The following is a 17129-nucleotide window of genomic DNA, read 5'->3' as shown; positions in this document are numbered from 1 at the left end:
CATGTTTACCATGGCCGATTTGATGCAGGACGGCCCACAGCGCAACAGGGTAAGATATATTCTTGCCCTGGCGCTGATGGTCGGCATCCTGCTTGCCGGTTACCTGGCGTTCAACGTCTGGGACCGCGTGCGCGCCCTTGGCAGCGCGCAGCAGGATCATGCCGAATGGGTGTTCTCGCAGCTTGAAATCGACTTTCTCAAACTGGATGGTGCCGTTGAACAGGCGCGGTCGGGTGCCGAAAATGATCTGGCGAACCTGCGCAAACGGTTCGACATCTTCTACAGCCGCACCGAAGTCGCCGAACGCGTACAGCAAAGCGGCGACCTGACCCGCGAAATCCAGAAGATACAAGCGGTTCTGGACACACAGATCCCCCTGATCGACGGCAGCGATGAGGCGCTCGCCGCAGGTGTGCCCGCCCTCTCAGAGGCGCTGGCCACGGTCGAGGATATGCCGCGCAACATCGGGCTTGCCTCTATCTCCTTTGCCGCCAAAGCGGCAGAGGCCGAGCGCAAAGAGATCGCGCAGCTGATCGAGATCTTGCTGGTGATCGTGGTGACCGTGACCATTGCGCTACTGGGCGCGATCCTGCGGCTGTCGCGCCAGACGATCACGCTCAACCGAGCCTCACGCGAGGTCGAACGCAACCACTCGCAACTGGCGACCATGCTACGCGCCTCGCTTGATGCGGTAATGGTGCTGTCGGTAGATGGCGAGATTATCGATTTCAACGGCTCTGCCGAAGAGGTCTTTAGCATCTCGCGCGATCATGCGCTTGGGCGCAGCTACATCGAACTGCTGGTCCCCCCTAAACTGCGCCATCGCCAACGGGATAACCTCGCCCATTTCAACGCAACGGGAAAAACGCGGCTGGCCGAAACCGGTCGTCACGAGACAGAGATGATCGACGGCACCGGGCGCATCTTCCCTGTCGAACTTTCCGTGTCGCTGGCGCGGTCAAACGACGCGCCGGTTTTCGTCACCTATATCCGCGACATCACCGACAAACTGCAAAAAGAGCAAGAGATCATCCGCGCCCGCGACGAGGCACTGGATGCCTATCAGGAAAAATCGCGTTTCTTCGCGATGATGAGCCACGAGATGCGCACGCCGCTGAACGGCATCCTCTCCGCCATCCACTTGCTGCACGACGACAAGCTGGACGCCGAACAGCGCAAATACGTCGAAGCGGCGCTGAAATCCGGTGACATCCTGCTGGGCCATATCGACGACGTGCTAGCCATCGAACGCAGCGAGGCCGAAACCAACGACAACGAGTTGCAAGCCAGTGATATGGTCGCGCTGACCGCCGGCATGGTCAACACCATGACTCCGCTGGCCAAGACATCGGACACGCGCCTGCATCTGGATCAGGACGGGCTGACCGACACACCCATCCTGACAGACCCGCGCGCGGTGCAGCAGATTCTGGTCAACCTCATCAGCAACGCGATAAAATTCAGCCCCGACGACGATATTGTGCTTAGCGCGACCTATGACATGGAACCGGCCAATGCGCCGATGCTGCATATCGAAGTGGCAGACAATGGCCCCGGTATCCCGCCCGATGACCTCAAGCGGATTTTCGAGGATTACGTATCGCTCGACAGCCGCTACGAACGGCGCACAGGGGGCACCGGTCTGGGGCTGGGCATCGTGCGGCGGCTGGTGCACCGTCTGGGCGGCACGATCACCTGCGTCTCGGAGGTTGGCAAAGGCGCACGGTTTATCGTGCGACTGCCAGCAGACTTCGTGCAGACAGAAGCCCCGCAGCCCGTCGCCCAACCGCAGCTTGATACCGAAGACACCCCCGCGATGAACCTGCTGGTTGTCGACGATAACGAGATCAACCGCGATCTGCTTAAGGCGATGCTGGGCCGTCTGGGTCACGAGGTCACCCTTGCCAGCAGCGGCCCCGAAGGCATCGATCGTGCGGCCGAACAGAGGTTTGACGCGATCCTGATGGATATTTCGATGCCGGGGATGAGCGGGCTACAGGCCACGCAGGTGATCCTTCAAGGGGGCGGGCCCAATGCCAATACCCCGATCATGGCCGTGACCGCCCACGCCCTGCCCAACGAACGCGCGGCCTTTACCGCGGGCGGGATGACAGGCTTTCTGCAAAAACCCATCAACACGCGCCGTCTGAAAACCGCGCTAAGCGAGCTTGTGATGCCTGCCGCTGAGGGTGCCTCTGATGCGACTGAAGCGACGCACGCCGAGCCGCAGCATCCGGTGCTGAACGCCAATCAGGTAAACGAATTGTTCGAACTGCTTGGCCCTGAAAAGCTTGCCGATCGCATTGGCAATCTGCGCCAACGTGTAGAGGGGCAATTGCCGCCCCTAGCCTCTGCCGAGGACCGCGACGATCTGCAACGCAAGACCCACGACCTTGCCGGGTTGTGCGGCATGTTCGGCGCAGAGCGCATGCACGCGCTGCTCGCCACCATCGAACAGGACTGCAAACAGGGCGACGTAGATAAAGCCCGTGATCAGGTCGCCAAAGTGCCCGCGGCGTGGGCCGAAACCCTTGATGCATGGGAGGCGCGCCTGTCGGCGTAACGCCCCCTGAACGACAAAGGGCGCCCTGTTATCAGAGCGCCCCTTGCCAGATCTCACTGCCCGCCGCTTAGGCGTTGGCGTCGACCTTCAACACGATCTTGCCGATATGGCCGCTTGTCTCCATGCGGGCGTGCGCCTCGCTCGCGTCCTCGAACGCGTATTCGCTGTCCATCACCGGTGCGATCTTGCCCGCGTCCAGCAGTGGCCAGACCTTCTCGCGCAGCTCTTCCGCGATCTTGGCCTTGGCCAGATCGCTTTGTGGACGCAGGGTGCTGCCGGTCATCGTCAGACGGCGTGTCATCAGCGTGGCAAAGTTCACCTCTACCTTCGGCCCGCTGAGGAAGGCGATCTGCACAAGACGGCCGTCTTCGGCCAGCGCTTGCAGGTTGCGCGGGATGTAGTCGCCGCCGACCATATCAAGGATCAGGTCTGCCCCGCCCTCGGCTTTCAGCACATCAACGAAATCCGTGTCACGGTAGTTGATCGCGGCCTCGGCCCCGAGTTTGGCGCAGGCGTCGCATTTGCTGTCGGTCCCTGCCGTGGCAAAAACCCGTGCGCCGAATTCGCGCGCCAGCTGGATCGCTGTCGTCCCGATGCCCGACGACCCGCCATGCACCAAGAACCGTTCGCCCGCTTTCAGGCCACCGCGCATGAACACGTTGGACCAGACGGTGAAGAATGTCTCGGGCAGGCAGGCGGCTTCCTTCATGTCCATGCCCTTGGGCACCGGCAGACAATGGGCCGCAGGCGTCGCGACATATTCCGCATAGCCGCCACCGGGCAACAGCGCGCAGACCTTGTCGCCGACAGCCAGACCGCTGACGCCCTCGCCCAAGGCGGACACCACACCCGAGGCTTCAAGCCCGGGCAGATCGCTGGCAGTGGGGGGCGGCGCATACATGCCCGCACGTTGCAGCGCATCGGGGCGGTTCACACCGGCATAGGCCACTTTGATCACCACTTGCCCGTGGGCCGGCTGTGGCATGGGGCGGTCGGTGGGTTGCAGCACTTCGGGTCCGCCGGCCTTGGTGATCTCTATCGCACGCATGGTTTCTGTCATCGACTACGTCTCCTCCGTAAATCTGTTTTGCCGCACCATAGGCACGGTTTTCGGCACACACAATGCGAACTGACAGGCGTCAGGTCGCGGAGAGGCTCACGTCAAAGCCCGCCACGGGCACGCAGGGCCTCGGCCACATGTTCGGCGTCGTCAATCGCCAGCACGGTAAACGGGATGATCATCCGCCAGCCGACCCGCTTGGTGGAACGCGCGCGCCATGACTGCGCCAGCAACCGGCCCTTTTGCGCCAGAACGGGGGTAAAGCGGATGACAAGGGCGATGCCCAGTTCGATCGCGCGGGTCTGGATGCCAAGACGGCGCAGCGGCGTTGTCAGCCATGTCACCACAGCCACCATCTGCGCCAGCTTGGTCGTCATGGTCACCAGATTCGCCAGCGCCACCGCTGTCATCATCCGCAACGTCACGGTCGCACCCGCCATGATGTCACGGGTCACGATATGCCAGACCATGATCAGCACAACGAAGGGCAGCAGCACCCGCAAGCGCGCCAGCCCCACCTTGAAAAACCGCCATCCCGGCAGCGCATATAGCAGCAGGGCCACCGCCAAGGCCGCCGCCTGCAGCGCGGGTTGGGTCAGGCTGAATAGCCCCATCGTCGCTACGCAAAGCGCTGCCAGCTTTGCCCCCGCAGGCCAACCGTGGGCGCGGGTCTCAACCGGGGAGGTGAGTGAAATCATCGCTTTCCCCGATCTCTTGCATCTGTGCCACAAAGGCTTGGGTCACCTGAGGCACCGCGCCGTCCTGCACGATCTGACCCTGATCGATCCAGATCATCCGGTCATAGGTCGCCAGATGCGCGGGGTCATGGGTGATGTGCACCAGATGCGCCTCTACCGCGTGCAGCACGCGCGTGAGATGCATCATCGTCGGGATATCAAGCCCCGCAAAAGGTTCATCGAGGATGATCAGGCGCGGCTGCATGGCAAGGATCGACATCAGACAGACCAGCTGCCGCTGCCCCTGAGATAGCTGATGGATCGCCGCCTTTGCCCAATGGCTGCGGTTAAAGCGGGCGAGGATATCCGCCGTTCTCTCTGCGGCCTCTTTTGGGGCGTGTTTCAGCTGGGTCAGACCAAAGCTGATCTCTTCTTCCACCGTGGGGAAGATAATCTGATGATCGGGGTTCTGGAACAGGATGCCGACCTGCCGCAGCGCCGCCTTGCGGTCCTTGACCACATCCACCCCGTTGATCCGCAGCTTGCCCGACGACGGGGCCACCAGCCCCGCCAGCACCCGTGCCAGAGATGTCTTACCGGACCCGTTCCGCCCGACAATACCAATCCGCCGCTCGGATGCCTGCAGTGTCACATCACATAGCACCGGGGTTCCTTCAGGGGTGTAGGAAACCTTGTCCAGATCGATCAGAAACGGGTGCATATGCGTGAGTACCAATAAGCCGCGCCCGCGCCGGATGCGGACGCCGCAGCACCTAGCAGGTCTGGTCTGGCGAGGAAAGCCAGCCTAGGGACGCGGGCTGCCCCAGCTACCGGGAAGATCGCTACGGTGCAGCCGCGAGGGGGCTTTCACATGGGAAAGCAACCAGTTGGGCCCGGCCATCAACATGCTGAGCGTCGGGCTGCTGTTCACCTGCGCCTTGACCTTTTCGATCTGCATCACATTCTCGATCCGCCGATCAAGGAAGGCCCATGTCTCTGCGTGGCCCTCGCTGGTATCGCCCAACCAGAACAGCACGGTCGAGGAATAGACCGCGCTTAGCGTGGCCCGTTTGGTGTACCAGTTCACGTTTTCGGACGTATCCCCCAAGGCAGCCCATATGGCATCCGCCGTCCCCCAGACCAGTTTGGCCCCCTCGGGCGCATATTGCGGCAGGGCAAACAGGGTTGTCCCACGACGTACCGCCTCTTTGTCCGTGGCGGCTTCGAGACGGAAGCGGACCATAGCGGCAACCTTGGCCGAGAATTTCATCTCGGTCATGTTTTCGGCCTTCATCCGGTCAATCATCTGCTGATCGCCCCGCTTGTGATAGGCGACGGCCAGGTCGACGGCACCGCGCGGACAGACAGCACGCGCGACGGTCGGGTCCATGCCGGTATCGCTGACCGCAGCCTTGAACGTCGCCTCTGACCAGCCGTCAAACGCGACATGCATCAGCGCGGCATCCAGCAGCTGTTCTTTCGGTGTCTGGGACGTGTTCGTCATAGCGGCCTCCTGAAGGGGTGATTGGCTTTGCTCTAGACAATATAGGTTTCGGTTGCTATATGGCCAGTTCCTGCAAATCCTTGCAACTTCAAACTAGAAAGGTGGTGAAAACCACATGCAGGTTAGTGTTCGCGATAACAACGTCGATCAAGCGCTGCGCGCCCTGAAGAAAAAACTTCAGCGCGAGGGTGTGTTTCGTGAAATGAAGCTTAAGCAGCATTTCGAGAAACCTTCCGAGAAAAAAGCACGCGAGAAAGCAGAAGCGATCCGCCGTAGCCGCAAACTGGCACGGAAGAAATTGCAGCGCGAAGGCATGATGTAAATCATCCAAGCGACGCATAAGAATACGAACCCCCGTTACCTTTCGGTGCCGGGGGTTTTCTTTTGTCTGCCGCTGCGCGCGTGGTGACGCATGGGTACAGTAGACAGGACCCGACCGCAGAGCGTATCGCAAAGCGGCCAGAGACAGGACAGACCATGACCCAGCCCACCTACCCCAGCGTTGCCCCGATCCACCGGCGGGCTGATCTGATCGTCCACCTTGTGGGGCTTGCGCTGATTCTTGGGGCTGGCGGCGCGTTGGTGATGAAATCGGCCACATCGCTGCAAACGGCGGTGACGGTCGCGGTGGTGGTCTATGTGCTTTGCGCGCTGGCATCAAACCTTGCATCCTGCGCCTACCACTTCGCGCCGTGGCATGACGCGCGCAAATTGATGCGGCGGATTGATCATGCGGCGATCTACCCCAGCATCGCGGGCACATTTACGCCGTTCTTCGTGCAGGCCGGCACCACATGGACGATCACGCTGCTTTGTGTGTCATGGGGGCTGGCGCTGGTGGCGATGTACAAAAAGATCACCGACCCGCAGGTTCAGGGCAAATGGTCCACCGCGTCCTATCTGGGGCTGGGCGCCATTGGCCTTTGCGCACTGCCGGACCTGACAGGGGTGCCGCTGGCAACACTCTGGTGCATCATCGGCGGGGCATTTGCCTATGTGATCGGCGTCGGCTTTTATGTGCGCCGCGCCATGCGCTTTCGCTATGCGACATGGCACGCTTGGGTCAATATCGGCGGCATCGCGATGTTCGCGGGCATCTGGATGGCGCTGTTTCCGTCCGCGATTTAACCGACTGGCAGCGCTGTGGTGTTGCACACCGTGCGCAGCGCAAAGCTGGATTGCATCTGCCCCACACCGGGCAACCGCGCCAAATGCTGGCGATGGATGCGGGCGAAATCCTCGGTATTTTCGGCCACGACCTTAAGCAGGTAATCCGCGGCCCCCGCCATCAGGTGACATTCCAGCACATCGGGAATACGCGCAACCGCCTTTTCAAAGGCGTCCAGCACCTCGTCCGCTTGGCCTTGTAGGGTGATCTCGACAAACACCGTCGTGGGAACGCCCATCTTGCGCGGGTTCAGCAGGGCGACGTAATCGCGGATATACCCTTCGGCTTCCAGCCGCTGCACGCGCCGGTGACAGGCCGACGGCGACAGATGTACCTTTTCCGACAGGTCAGAGTTCGACATCCGCCCGTTGCGTTGCAGGGCAGTAAGGATGCGGCGATCGATGTCGTCTAGACTCATGTGGCGCAATGCTTTCGCGTGAAATGACCAATATGCAGCAGAGTATTCGAAGAGCAAGGGGGATAACGGCCCATAATCCGTGCCCAATTGCGTATCGAGGGGCGTACCGTAATTCAAATGCACCCTCAATAGGATGAACTCATGAAAATCGGTTGCCCCAAAGAAATCAAGCCACAGGAATTCCGCGTCGGCATGACCCCGAATGCCGCTTACGAGGCGGTGAACAAGGGACATGAGGTTGTTATCGAAGCAGGGGCCGGCATCGGCGCTGGTTTTGATGACGCCGCCTATACCGACGCAGGCGCGACGATCCTTGCCACCGCGCAAGAGGTCTTCAACAGCGCCGACATGATCGTCAAGGTCAAGGAACCCCAAGCGGTCGAGCGCAAGATGCTCCGCGAAGGGCAGATCCTGTTCACCTATCTGCACCTCGCCCCCGACCCCGAACAGACCAAGGATCTTCTCGCCTCCGGTGCGACTTGTATCGCCTATGAAACCGTCACCGACCGCAATGGTGGCTTGCCGCTGCTTGCGCCAATGTCCGAAGTCGCGGGTCGTCTGGCCCCGCAGGTGGGCGCATGGACACTGCAAAAAGCCAACGGCGGGCGCGGCGTGCTGATGGGCGGCGTCCCCGGCGTTGGTCCGGCGCGCGTGGTCGTGATCGGCGGCGGTGTTGTCGGCACCCACGCCGCACGCATTGCCGCTGGTATGGGCGCGGATGTCACCGTGCTTGACCGTTCCCTACCCCGTCTACGCTATCTGGATGACATCTATGGCGGCGTGTTCAACACCTCTTACGCCTCGGCGGGCAATACGATCGAACTGGCGCGCGAGGCTGATATGATCATCGGTGCCGTCCTGATCCCCGGTGCCGCCGCCCCCAAGCTGATCAGCCGCGCGCAACTGTCCGAGCTCAAGCCCGGCGCGGCGCTGGTGGACGTGGCAATTGACCAAGGCGGCTGCTTTGAAACCTCGAAAGCGACCACCCACCAAGACCCCGTATACGACGTGGACGGCATCATGCACTACTGCGTTGCCAACATGCCCGGTGCCGTGGCGCGGACATCGACCATTGCGCTTGGCAACGCCACGATGCCATTCATGCTGGCACTGGCGGATAAAGGCTGGAAGCAAGCCTGCACCGACGATCCCCACCTCAAGGCAGGTCTGAACGTGCACGCAGGTCAGCTGACCTACGCCGCCGTGGCCGACGCGCTCGGGATGGAGGCGATCACCGCCGATCAGGCCATCGCCGGTTAACCACCCCCTACGCACCACGAAAAGGGCCCGCAGTGCACCTGCGGGCCTTTTCGTGTCACGCGGTTGAAACGTTTACTTCTTGGCAAGCTCATCGCGAATTTGCAGCAGCACATCCAACTGGCTGGGGCCAGTCGCCACTTCGGGAGCGACATCATCAGGGCGTTCGGCCAGCGATTTCAGCCGGTTAACGGATTTGACCAGCATAAACACCACAAAAGCGATGATCAGGAAGTTGATGCAGGCCGTGATGAACGCGCCATAGGCAAAGATCGCCGCGCCGGTTTCGCGCGCCGCGTCCAGACCGGTACCCGCAGGCACATCGCCAGACAGCACCACATACATGCTGGTGAAATCAACGCCGCCAAGGACCAGACCGATCACAGGGTTGATCAGATCGCTGACCAGCGAGGTCACAATAGCCGTAAAGGCCGCGCCGATAATGATACCGACTGCCAGGTCCATAACATTGCCCTTGGCAATGAAATCCTTGAATTCTTGAATCATGTCTGTCCCTCGTAAGATTGAAAGCCGTGTCCGCTACGTCGCACGACATACTGCGCATGCGTTAGCACAAGTTTTCCAGATAACGATGGGTTTTTGTCGGATAAGCACGGTTTTCCCCCTTACAGAGGCGAAAACCGCGCAATCCGGTGCAAAGCGTGCTTACGCTGGCAGGGTGCCTGTCAGCACATAGCGCAGGATCTGCACGACCTGCGCGGGCTCTTGGGCGACAGCCAAAGCTGCGGCGTCGACCTCTTTCAGCGCGTGCGCGTGGTCGGTCACATGCAGGATCACCAGCGATTTACCCAGAGCCGCCGCATAGCCCGCATCAAAAGCCGCGTTCCACTGTTTGTACTGATCGCCAAAACGCACGACGACGACATCCGCCTCTTCGATGCCCTTGCGCGTGCGGATCGCGTTCAGCTGTGCGCCCTTGCGGTCGTGCCAGAACTTGTTTTCCTCGGCCCCCAGAATCGCCACACCGCAGTCGTCGCTGGCCGCGTGGTCGGTGACAGGGCCGGTGAACACAACATCCAACCCTGCCGCGCCATCGATGATCTGATCGCGCCAGTCGGTGTGGATTTCACCCGAGAGATATACATGCAGTGTCATACCGCCTCCGTTCGCTTTAGCCGCGCAGCACGCCGCCGCTGGCTTTGGTCACCTTGTCGATCACCTTGGCGCCAACCGCCTCGATATCCGCGTCTTTCAGTGTCTTGTCGCTTGGCTGCATCCGTACCGTGAGGGCGAGCGATTTTTTCCCCTCGCCCAAGGCACCGCCGATGAATTCATCAAAGACGCGCACATCGTCAATCAGGGCCTTGTCCGCCCCCATCGCCGCATCGACCAGCGTCAGCGCGTCAACATCGGCATCCACCACAAAGGCAAAGTCACGTTCCACCGCTTGCAGCGCGCTGGTGTTCAGCGCGGGACGTGTGGCACCGGACTTGCGCGGCAAGGGCACCTCGGCTGGCCAGATGGTAAAGCCCATCGCGGGCCCTTTGACATCCAGTGCCGCCAGAACCCGCGGGTGAATTTCGCCAAAGACGCCAAGCACTTTTTTCGGGCCAAGGCAGATCTGCCCGTGACGCCCGGGGTGGAACCAGTCAGCGCCATTGCGGTTGATCTGCACCTTGGCGGGGGCACCGATGGCAGACAAGACCGCCTCGATATCCGCCTTGACGTCGAACACATCGACCGGACGCGATGCGCCATGCACATCTTTGGGGCCGGTGCTGCCGGTCAGCAGGCCGCTGATCTGCAGATGCTGATCGCCGGGCTCGCCGCCGGTGAAGACGGGGCCGACCTCGAACAGCGCCATGTCAGGGAAGCCCCGCGCCTGATTGCGGGCCGCGGCCTGCAGCAAGGCGGGCAGCAGCGAGGGGCGCATATGGCTCATGTCATTGCTGATCGGATTTTCCAGACGGGTGTCATCGGTGCCGCCACCAAACAGCGCGGCAGACGCCTGATCGATAAAGCTGTAGGACACACATTCGTTGTAGCCCAAGGCCGCGCAGGCGCGGCGCGCGATGGCCTCGCGGCGCTGCATCGGCGACAGGACGGGCTTGGGCACGCCGGTCGTCAGGCGCGGCAAGGGGCGCCCTTCAAGCTTGGTGAGTGACGCAATCCGCGCGACTTCCTCGACCAGATCGGCTTCGCCCTGCACATCGGGGCGCCAGCTTGGGACATGCGCCATGTCGCCTTCCAGACGGAAGCCAAGCGCCGTCAGCGTCTTGCGCTGCTCGCTTTCCGAGATGGTCATCCCCACCAACGACTGCACGCGCGCCGCGTCCAGCTTGTAGGCGCGAGAATAGTCCGGCACCTTGCCCGCGACGACAACCTCGGACGCCTCACCGCCTGCGATGTCCAGGATCATCTGGGTCGCATGTTCGATGGCATATGGCGTCCATTCGGGGTCAATCCCCCGTTCAAAACGATAGCGCGCGTCCGAGTTGATCTTGAGCGCGCGGCCCGTGTAGGCGGTGCGCACCGGATCGAAATAGGCCGCTTCGACAAAGACATTCACCGTGTCCATGGAACAGCCGCTTTCCGCGCCGCCCATCACACCCGCGATGCTTTCAACCTTTTCGGCGTCCGAAATCAGGGTCATGCCTTCGCTGAAGGTATATTCCTTGTCGTCCAGCCCCATCAGGGTCTCGCCGCCCTTGGCGCGGTGGATGCGCAGGCTGTTGCCCGCGACCTTGTCCGCGTCGAACACGTGCAAAGGACGGTTGCGGTCATAGGTGAAGAAGTTCGTCACATCGACGAGGAACGAGATCGGGCGCAGGCCAATAGCGCGCAGCTTGTCCTGCAACCACGCCGGCGACGGGCCGTTTTTGACGCCGCGGATCACACGACCGTAGAAAACCGGACATTGGTCCAGCGTGTCTTCGTCGATCGAAACAGAGATCGGGCACGGGAACTGCCCCTCGACCGCGGGCACATCGCGCTGTTTCAGCGTGCCCAGACCACGGGCCGCCAGATCACGCGCGATCCCGCGCACACCCAAGGCATCGGGTCGGTTGGGGGTGATCGCGATCTCGATCACGGGGTCGACCTTGGCGGGGTCGTTTTCCGCCAGCCAGTCGATGAAACGGTCGCCGACATTGCCCGAGGGCAGCTCGATGATACCGTCATGTTCCTCGGATAGTTCAAGCTCGCGCTCTGACGCCATCATGCCAAAGCTTTCGACGCCACGGATCTTGCCGACGCCGATGGTGGTATCAATGCCCGGCACATAGACGCCCGGCTTTGCCACAACCACGGTGATGCCCTGACGCGCGTTCGGGGCACCGCAGATGATCTGCTGCACGCCTTCGTCGGTATCCACCTGACAGATCTGCAAACGATCCGCGTCGGGGTGCTTTTCTGCCGATTGCACATAGCCCAGCGTAAAATCCGCCAGCTTCGCGCCACGGTCTTCGACGCCTTCGACCTCGAGCCCCAGATCGGTCAGCGCATAGGTGATTTCATCGATCGACGCGGTGGTGTCGAGATGTTCCTTCAGCCAGGACAGTGTGAATTTCATGGCGGTGATCCTCATGCAATGCTTGCGCTAGGGCGTAGCGTTTAATCGGCGCGGTTTCAATGCGGTGCGGCTGCGTTTTGCGCCTAGCCCGGTGTTTTGGGCATCAACCCGTCCAGCTGGTAGCCAAGCCATCCGGTCGGGATGAAATGTCCGCCGGTATGGATGTCCAGCGTCACGCTGCGGTCGCCGGCGCAATTGTCCCAGGTGAAATGCGCGAACTCTACCCCCGGGGCGAGGGTCAGCGCGCCATCCAGCCGGCCCTTGCCGCAGCGGAACGCCTTGCGCCAGAGTGCTACGACATTGGTGGTGTCATGTTCGGGCCCGCGCGGCAGGCTCATCCACAGGTCGTTGAGCCCATGCACATGGCGGACCTGACGCGGCGGGTTGGCGCAGGTGCTGGCCTGTTTGATCGTGCCCGACATGGTCATCAGCCCCGCGATCCGGTCGCCGCGCGCGCAGGCATAGCGCCACGCCATCGCTGCGCCAAAGCTGAACCCCGAGATATAGATCTGGCTTTGATCCACCGGATAGCGTTTCGCCACATCCGCCAGCACCGCGTCAGCAAAGGCGATATCCGCAGGGTCATCCTGCCAGAACCGCCACGCCCGATGCTGCGCCGACGGGGCCACCAGCATCACACCACGGGGCTTTGTCTCGGACCCGATACGCGGATGGTGGATCACCGTGCGCCCGCGCCGCAGGAAAGCGTGAAAGTGCATCATGACAGGCAGAGGCGTCACGCCATCCCAATCGTCGGGCATCAGGATGTTGTAGCTGCGGTCACCAATTTTACAGACGGTATCCCCGCCGCAGGGCGGGAGGGGTTGGGCGGTGGCGGTGGCGGCGAGGAGAACGCTAAAGCAGAGGAGAAGTATAAGATATTTCACTAGCGCAGCTCACGATAAGGCTTGAAAATTGGCCATGACAGCGAAGACCGTTATCGAGCTACTTATGCGAACGAACTAATCGTGACACCGTATACTCTATATAGCCTTGTCCAAAAAATTTTACATGGCTTTCAAACTCTGACCTAAAAATGATCAGCATTTGCCGATGCTTCAGTCTAAATTCTGCGGACGTTTTTTCCACTTCCAACTTCTTTTCGTCCGAAACCTCGGTTGATTTAGGGAACGATATTTTCCAGTCTCGAAAGGCACGATCACAGTCAAGAACCGCGTCAACAATTTCACTTGGAGCTGTGATGTAAATTTGGTCTCTCAAAGCGTAAAGATCTATCTCAGCGTCAGAAATCGAAAAAAAATCCGCTAATTTTTGCTCGTTGTTTTCATCCCCGATGTAAGGTTGCCTCAAAAAAAGAGAATGACTGAGCGCTGCATACCTTGAGAGTGCCTCCCTTAGGTCTGCCAATACTACCGTCTTTTGATCCACCGATTTCTGCCAGCGGTACACTACCGTAGCAACTAGGAGAGTAACCAACCCAAGGAAAAACTGGCCTAGCGTCACCTACTCAAACCACCATGCAGCGTCGGCTGATCCAAGCTCGCAAACCCGTAGTGGCGCAGCCAGCGCAGGTCGCTGTCAAAGAACGCCCGCAAATCGGGGATGCCGTATTTCAGCATCGCGATACGGTCGATGCCCATGCCAAAGGCAAAGCCCTGCCATTCGTTCGGGTCGATCCCGCCCGCTTGCAGCACCTTCGGGTGGACCATGCCGGAGCCCAGCACCTCCATCCAGCCGTCGCCTTCGCCGATGCGCAGCTGCCCGTCGACCCAGGAACACTGGATATCGACCTCTGCCGACGGCTCGGTGAAGGGGAAATGCGAGGCGCGGAAGCGGGTCTTGATGCCCTCGACCTCGAAGAACGCGCTAAAGAATTCCTCCAGCGTCCATTTCAGGTTCGCCATAGAGATGTCTTTGTCGATCGCCAACCCTTCGACCTGATGGAACATGGGCGTGTGGGTCTGGTCATAGTCGGCACGGTAGACGCCACCGGGGCAGATGATGCGCAGGGGCGCGCCTTCGGCCTCCATCGTGCGGATCTGCACGGGGCTGGTGTGGGTGCGCAGCACGTGGGGCGGACGGTCGTCACCCTCGGCACGGGCCATATAGAACGTGTCCATCTCGGCGCGTGCGGGGTGGTGGCCGGGGATGTTCAGCGCGTCGAAGTTATACCAATCGGTGTCGATGCGCGGGCCTTCGGCGACCGAAAACCCCAGCTCGGCGAAGATCGCGGTCACTTCCTCGGTCACCTGGCTGACGGGGTGGATCGTGCCCTGTCGCGTCGCGCGCGTGGGCAGTGTCACGTCCAGCCATTCGCTGCGCAGACGCTCATCAAGGGCCGCATCCCCAAGTGCTGCTTTCTTCGCGGCAATGGCGGAGTTGATCTCGTCCTTGAGCGCGTTCAGCGCGGGGCCGACTGTCTGGCGTTCTTCGGGCGTCATACGGCCCAGCTCGCGCATCTTCAGGGCGACTTCGCCCTTTTTACCCACGGCGGCCAGACGGATGTCCTCCAACGCGGCTTCGTCGGCGGCACCAGCGATCTGGCCCAGATATTTCGCTTTCAGGTCGTCCATATCGGCCTCATGTCTTTTGCTCGGGCTGGTGCTAGCAGAATTGGCCCCGAATACAAGCGGCAGGGCCATTTGAAGCGGGTCTTGTGATGCTGAAACCGCGGGCACATAGTGGCGCAAACCATCAAGGGGGTGCCGCGCGTGGCCGAGATTTTACAACCCGACAGCAACCCGTCCCTGCCCCGACCTGTCACACGGCCCTGGCTGGCGCTGCTTGGCCTGACGCTGGGGGTGACGGTCACCAACGGGTTCGCGCGCTTTGCCTACGGGCTGATCCTGCCCGCGATGAAGACCGAGTTGGACTGGACCTATGCGCAGGCGGGCTGGCTGAACACGGCGAATGCCATTGGCTATATCATCGGCGCAGTGCTGACGCTGCTGCTGATCGGGCGCATCGCGCCTGCGCGGTTGTTCGGGTTCGGCATGGTGACCACGACGCTGACGCTGCTGGCGACGGGGTACGAGGCGACGATGGGCTGGCAGACCTTCTGGCGGATCGCGGCGGGGGTGTTCGGGGCGATGTCCTTTTCCACCGCAGGGGTGCTGACCGCGCGGCTGTTTCCGGGCGACGCGCGCCGCAATGCGCTGGCGATCGCGATCCTGTTCGGCGCGGGCGGCGGTATCGGGATCATGCTGGCAGGCGCATCCCTGCCCCTGATGATAGAGGTCTGGGGCACCGGATCATGGCGCTATGGCTGGTATATCATCGGCGCGATCAGCGTGGCCTGCCTGCCCCTGTCCCTATGGGCCGCGGCGCGTTTGTCGGTGCCTGCACAGCGCAACACAGCAGCCGGCGGCATCAAGCTGCACCTGATCTGGAGAGAGCTTGCAGGCTACGTCGGTTTTGCCATGGGCTATATCGTCTATCTGACGTTCCTGTCTGCGTGGATGACGGATCAACAGGCGCCGGCGCTGCTGATCTCGGCGGTGTGGATCATCATGGGGGTGGCGCTGATCGCCTCGCCCTTCGTCTGGCGCGGGGTACTGGCACGGCATGCTTCGGGCAAGCCCTTGGCGATGATCCTGACCGGCATCGCAATCGGATCGGCGCTGCCGCTCGTCCTGCCTGCGGGTGGAGCCGTGGTGATTTCAGCCGTGGTGTTCGGGCTTTGCGTCTTCATGGCCCCCGGCGCGATCACCAGCTTTATCCGCCAGAACCTGCCTGCCGAAAGCTGGGCCGCCGCGATGAGCCTGTTCACCGTGGTCTTTGCCATCGCGCAGACCGCAGGCCCCTTTGCCGCCGGTGCCTTGGGCGACCTGACGGGCAACATCGGGTCCAGCTTGCTGGCTGCCGCTGCGATCCTGCTGACAGGGGCCGCTGTGGTGGTGTTTCAAAAACCGCTGCCGCAACAAGACCCCAGCTGATCACCGCTCAAACGCAAAACGCCGCCCCGATGTCAGGGCGGCGTTCTAAAACTTCTGATCGGCAAAGGGCGCTTACGCGGCCAGTGCGTCTTGTGCTTGCTTCACGATGGCACCGAATGCTTCGGGCTCGTTGATGGCCAGGTCGGACAGAACCTTCCGGTCCACTTCGATACCAGCCAGGGACAGACCATTGATGAAGCGGCTGTATGTCAGTGCTTCGTCGTGGCTGCGCACAGCGGCGTTGATCCGCTGGATCCACAATGCGCGGAAGTTCCGCTTGCGGTTCTTACGGTCGCGCGTGGCGTATTGGTTGGCTTTGTCGACCGCCTGACGGGCGACCTTAAAGGTGTTCTTGCGGCGGCCATAGTAACCTTTGGCTGCTTTGATTACCTTTTTGTGACGGGCGTGGGTAACGACACCACCTTTTGTACGGGACATATCGGCTCTCCTATCTTAGCGGTCGTAGGGCATGAAGCCCTTGATGATCTTGGCGTCGGGTGCAGACAAAGCTGTTGTCCCACGCGCGTCACGGATGAATTTTTTCGTCCGTTTGATCATACCATGCTGTTTGCCAGCCTGACCGCCGATGACCTTGCCGGTCGCCGAGATCTTAAAGCGCTTCTTGGCGCTCGATTTCGTCTTCATCTTGGGCATTTCCGTCTCCTTAACTTGAGTTCGGTAGGTGCGCGACTCGGCATGCCACGAAGGCCGGACGCGCGGAACGAAGCTGGCGTATAGGAGGGACAGGGGCCCAAAGCAAGGGCAAAAGCGCGAAACGCCTGCGCTTACCAGAACTTGTAGCGCGCAATCACATGCAAAACGGCGTCTGGCACGTCTTCCAACGCATAGCCGCCCGGATGGGTGTTGATGGCATAGACAATCATCCCGCCCGCGATCAGCACCGTCAACGCCGACGCGCGCGGCGCACGGCCATCAGAGAAGGCCGACACGACAGAGGGGATAGAAAGCACAGCAAGGGCAAGACCAATCACCAAAATCAGATCAGTATCCATTATTCCTGCCCTTGCTCGATATATTCTTGTTACCTGACCAG

18 protein-coding genes are annotated in these 17129 nt (G+C 61.1%); 5 read left to right on the top strand and 13 right to left on the bottom strand.

Going from position 1 to position 17129, the window contains the following annotated elements; all coding sequences use genetic code 11:
* The first annotated feature begins 10 nt into the window (after positions 1-10).
* A complete protein-coding gene (locus AB1495_RS07460; protein WP_074636077.1) occupies positions 11-2563 on the top strand; it encodes an ATP-binding protein in 2553 nt (850 codons plus the stop codon).
* A 67-nt stretch (positions 2564-2630) separates the two neighbouring features.
* On the opposite strand, the gene AB1495_RS07455 is transcribed toward AB1495_RS07460, so the two are convergent.
* From AB1495_RS07455 to AB1495_RS07440, 4 genes are all read right to left on the bottom strand, one after another.
* On the bottom strand, positions 2631-3623 hold the full coding sequence (locus AB1495_RS07455; RefSeq protein WP_074636079.1) for an NAD(P)H-quinone oxidoreductase: 993 nt from the start codon (positions 3621-3623) through the stop codon (positions 2631-2633).
* Between the two features lie 101 nt (positions 3624-3724).
* A complete protein-coding gene (locus AB1495_RS07450; protein WP_074636081.1) occupies positions 3725-4321 on the bottom strand; it encodes an energy-coupling factor transporter transmembrane component T in 597 nt (198 codons plus the stop codon).
* Positions 4296-5021 (bottom strand): energy-coupling factor ABC transporter ATP-binding protein, encoded by a 726-nt coding sequence (locus tag AB1495_RS07445; protein ID WP_074636082.1) that lies wholly within the window; start codon positions 5019-5021, stop codon positions 4296-4298. Before AB1495_RS07445 ends, AB1495_RS07450 begins: the two co-directional genes overlap by 26 nt.
* 84 nt (positions 5022-5105) lie before the next feature.
* Positions 5106-5804, bottom strand: coding sequence for a COQ9 family protein (locus AB1495_RS07440; protein WP_074636084.1), 699 nt, complete (start codon positions 5802-5804; stop codon positions 5106-5108).
* Positions 5805-5919: 115 nt separating this feature from the next.
* Between AB1495_RS07440 and rpsU the strand changes: the two genes are divergently transcribed.
* Together rpsU and AB1495_RS07430 are read left to right on the top strand one after the other, a co-directional pair.
* Positions 5920-6126, top strand: coding sequence for a 30S ribosomal protein S21 (rpsU, locus tag AB1495_RS07435; RefSeq protein ID WP_005851231.1), 207 nt, complete (start codon positions 5920-5922; stop codon positions 6124-6126).
* Positions 6127-6281: 155 nt separating this feature from the next.
* Entirely contained in the window at positions 6282-6932 is a 651-nt protein-coding gene (locus tag AB1495_RS07430) for a hemolysin III family protein (RefSeq protein WP_009825931.1), read from the top strand.
* On the opposite strand, the gene AB1495_RS07425 is transcribed toward AB1495_RS07430, so the two are convergent.
* A complete protein-coding gene (locus tag AB1495_RS07425; RefSeq protein WP_005851227.1) occupies positions 6929-7390 on the bottom strand; it encodes an Lrp/AsnC family transcriptional regulator in 462 nt (153 codons plus the stop codon). The two genes, AB1495_RS07430 and AB1495_RS07425, sit on opposite strands and share 4 nt — an antisense overlap.
* Positions 7391-7531: 141 nt before the next feature.
* On the opposite strand from AB1495_RS07425, the gene ald reads away from it, so the two are divergent.
* Positions 7532-8650 (top strand): alanine dehydrogenase, encoded by a 1119-nt coding sequence (ald, locus tag AB1495_RS07420; protein WP_074636086.1) that lies wholly within the window; start codon positions 7532-7534, stop codon positions 8648-8650.
* 72 nt (positions 8651-8722) lie between these two features.
* Here ald and mscL read toward each other — a convergent pair whose 3' ends face one another.
* From mscL to pheS, 5 genes are all read right to left on the bottom strand, one after another.
* Positions 8723-9154: a large conductance mechanosensitive channel protein MscL gene (gene mscL, locus AB1495_RS07415; protein WP_005851224.1), complete on the bottom strand. Its 432-nt coding sequence runs from the start codon at positions 9152-9154 to the stop codon at positions 8723-8725.
* Positions 9155-9313: 159 nt separating this feature from the next.
* Complete coding sequence (locus AB1495_RS07410; RefSeq protein WP_074636088.1) at positions 9314-9763, bottom strand: YtoQ family protein; 450 nt, start codon at positions 9761-9763, stop codon at positions 9314-9316.
* 16 nt (positions 9764-9779) lie between these two features.
* Positions 9780-12179: a phenylalanine--tRNA ligase subunit beta gene (gene pheT, locus AB1495_RS07405; protein ID WP_074636090.1), complete on the bottom strand. Its 2400-nt coding sequence runs from the start codon at positions 12177-12179 to the stop codon at positions 9780-9782.
* Between the two features lie 83 nt (positions 12180-12262).
* Complete coding sequence (locus AB1495_RS07400) at positions 12263-13066, bottom strand: PHB depolymerase family esterase (protein WP_074636092.1); 804 nt, start codon at positions 13064-13066, stop codon at positions 12263-12265.
* A 573-nt stretch (positions 13067-13639) separates the two neighbouring features.
* Positions 13640-14713: a phenylalanine--tRNA ligase subunit alpha gene (gene pheS, locus AB1495_RS07395; protein WP_037954562.1), complete on the bottom strand. Its 1074-nt coding sequence runs from the start codon at positions 14711-14713 to the stop codon at positions 13640-13642.
* A 138-nt stretch (positions 14714-14851) separates the two neighbouring features.
* On the opposite strand from pheS, the gene AB1495_RS07390 reads away from it, so the two are divergent.
* Positions 14852-16075 (top strand): YbfB/YjiJ family MFS transporter, encoded by a 1224-nt coding sequence (locus AB1495_RS07390; protein WP_244268927.1) that lies wholly within the window; start codon positions 14852-14854, stop codon positions 16073-16075.
* A gap of 72 nt (positions 16076-16147) precedes the next feature.
* Here AB1495_RS07390 and rplT read toward each other — a convergent pair whose 3' ends face one another.
* The 3 genes from rplT to AB1495_RS07375 all read right to left on the bottom strand — a co-directional run bounded on the left by rplT (position 16148) and on the right by AB1495_RS07375 (position 17088).
* Positions 16148-16513: a 50S ribosomal protein L20 gene (gene rplT, locus AB1495_RS07385; RefSeq protein WP_005851211.1), complete on the bottom strand. Its 366-nt coding sequence runs from the start codon at positions 16511-16513 to the stop codon at positions 16148-16150.
* 15 nt (positions 16514-16528) lie between these two features.
* Positions 16529-16729, bottom strand: coding sequence for a 50S ribosomal protein L35 (gene rpmI, locus AB1495_RS07380; protein ID WP_005851209.1), 201 nt, complete (start codon positions 16727-16729; stop codon positions 16529-16531).
* A gap of 131 nt (positions 16730-16860) precedes the next feature.
* Entirely contained in the window at positions 16861-17088 is a 228-nt protein-coding gene (locus tag AB1495_RS07375) for a hypothetical protein (RefSeq protein WP_005851207.1), read from the bottom strand.
* Positions 17089-17129 lie beyond the last annotated feature (41 nt).

Source organism: Sulfitobacter pontiacus, from assembly GCF_040790665.1.
GTDB lineage: Bacteria > Pseudomonadota > Alphaproteobacteria > Rhodobacterales > Rhodobacteraceae > Sulfitobacter > Sulfitobacter pontiacus.
Note: the sequence above shows the minus strand (reverse complement) of the source record. Positions and strands in the feature narration are given on the sequence as shown.

Coding starts and splice junctions, on each gene's coding strand:
- AB1495_RS07460 (WP_074636077.1), top strand. CDS start 11: ATGGCCGATTTGATGCAGGACGGCCCACAGCGCAACAGGGTAAGATAT.
- AB1495_RS07455 (WP_074636079.1), bottom strand. CDS start 3,623: ATGACAGAAACCATGCGTGCGATAGAGATCACCAAGGCCGGCGGACCC.
- AB1495_RS07450 (WP_074636081.1), bottom strand. CDS start 4,321: ATGATTTCACTCACCTCCCCGGTTGAGACCCGCGCCCACGGTTGGCCT.
- AB1495_RS07445 (WP_074636082.1), bottom strand. CDS start 5,021: ATGCACCCGTTTCTGATCGATCTGGACAAGGTTTCCTACACCCCTGAA.
- AB1495_RS07440 (WP_074636084.1), bottom strand. CDS start 5,804: ATGACGAACACGTCCCAGACACCGAAAGAACAGCTGCTGGATGCCGCG.
- rpsU (WP_005851231.1), top strand. CDS start 5,920: ATGCAGGTTAGTGTTCGCGATAACAACGTCGATCAAGCGCTGCGCGCC.
- AB1495_RS07430 (WP_009825931.1), top strand. CDS start 6,282: ATGACCCAGCCCACCTACCCCAGCGTTGCCCCGATCCACCGGCGGGCT.
- AB1495_RS07425 (WP_005851227.1), bottom strand. CDS start 7,390: ATGAGTCTAGACGACATCGATCGCCGCATCCTTACTGCCCTGCAACGC.
- ald (WP_074636086.1), top strand. CDS start 7,532: ATGAAAATCGGTTGCCCCAAAGAAATCAAGCCACAGGAATTCCGCGTC.
- mscL (WP_005851224.1), bottom strand. CDS start 9,154: ATGATTCAAGAATTCAAGGATTTCATTGCCAAGGGCAATGTTATGGAC.
- AB1495_RS07410 (WP_074636088.1), bottom strand. CDS start 9,763: ATGACACTGCATGTATATCTCTCGGGTGAAATCCACACCGACTGGCGC.
- pheT (WP_074636090.1), bottom strand. CDS start 12,179: ATGAAATTCACACTGTCCTGGCTGAAGGAACATCTCGACACCACCGCG.
- pheS (WP_037954562.1), bottom strand. CDS start 14,713: ATGGACGACCTGAAAGCGAAATATCTGGGCCAGATCGCTGGTGCCGCC.
- rplT (WP_005851211.1), bottom strand. CDS start 16,513: ATGTCCCGTACAAAAGGTGGTGTCGTTACCCACGCCCGTCACAAAAAG.
- rpmI (WP_005851209.1), bottom strand. CDS start 16,729: ATGCCCAAGATGAAGACGAAATCGAGCGCCAAGAAGCGCTTTAAGATC.
- AB1495_RS07375 (WP_005851207.1), bottom strand. CDS start 17,088: ATGGATACTGATCTGATTTTGGTGATTGGTCTTGCCCTTGCTGTGCTT.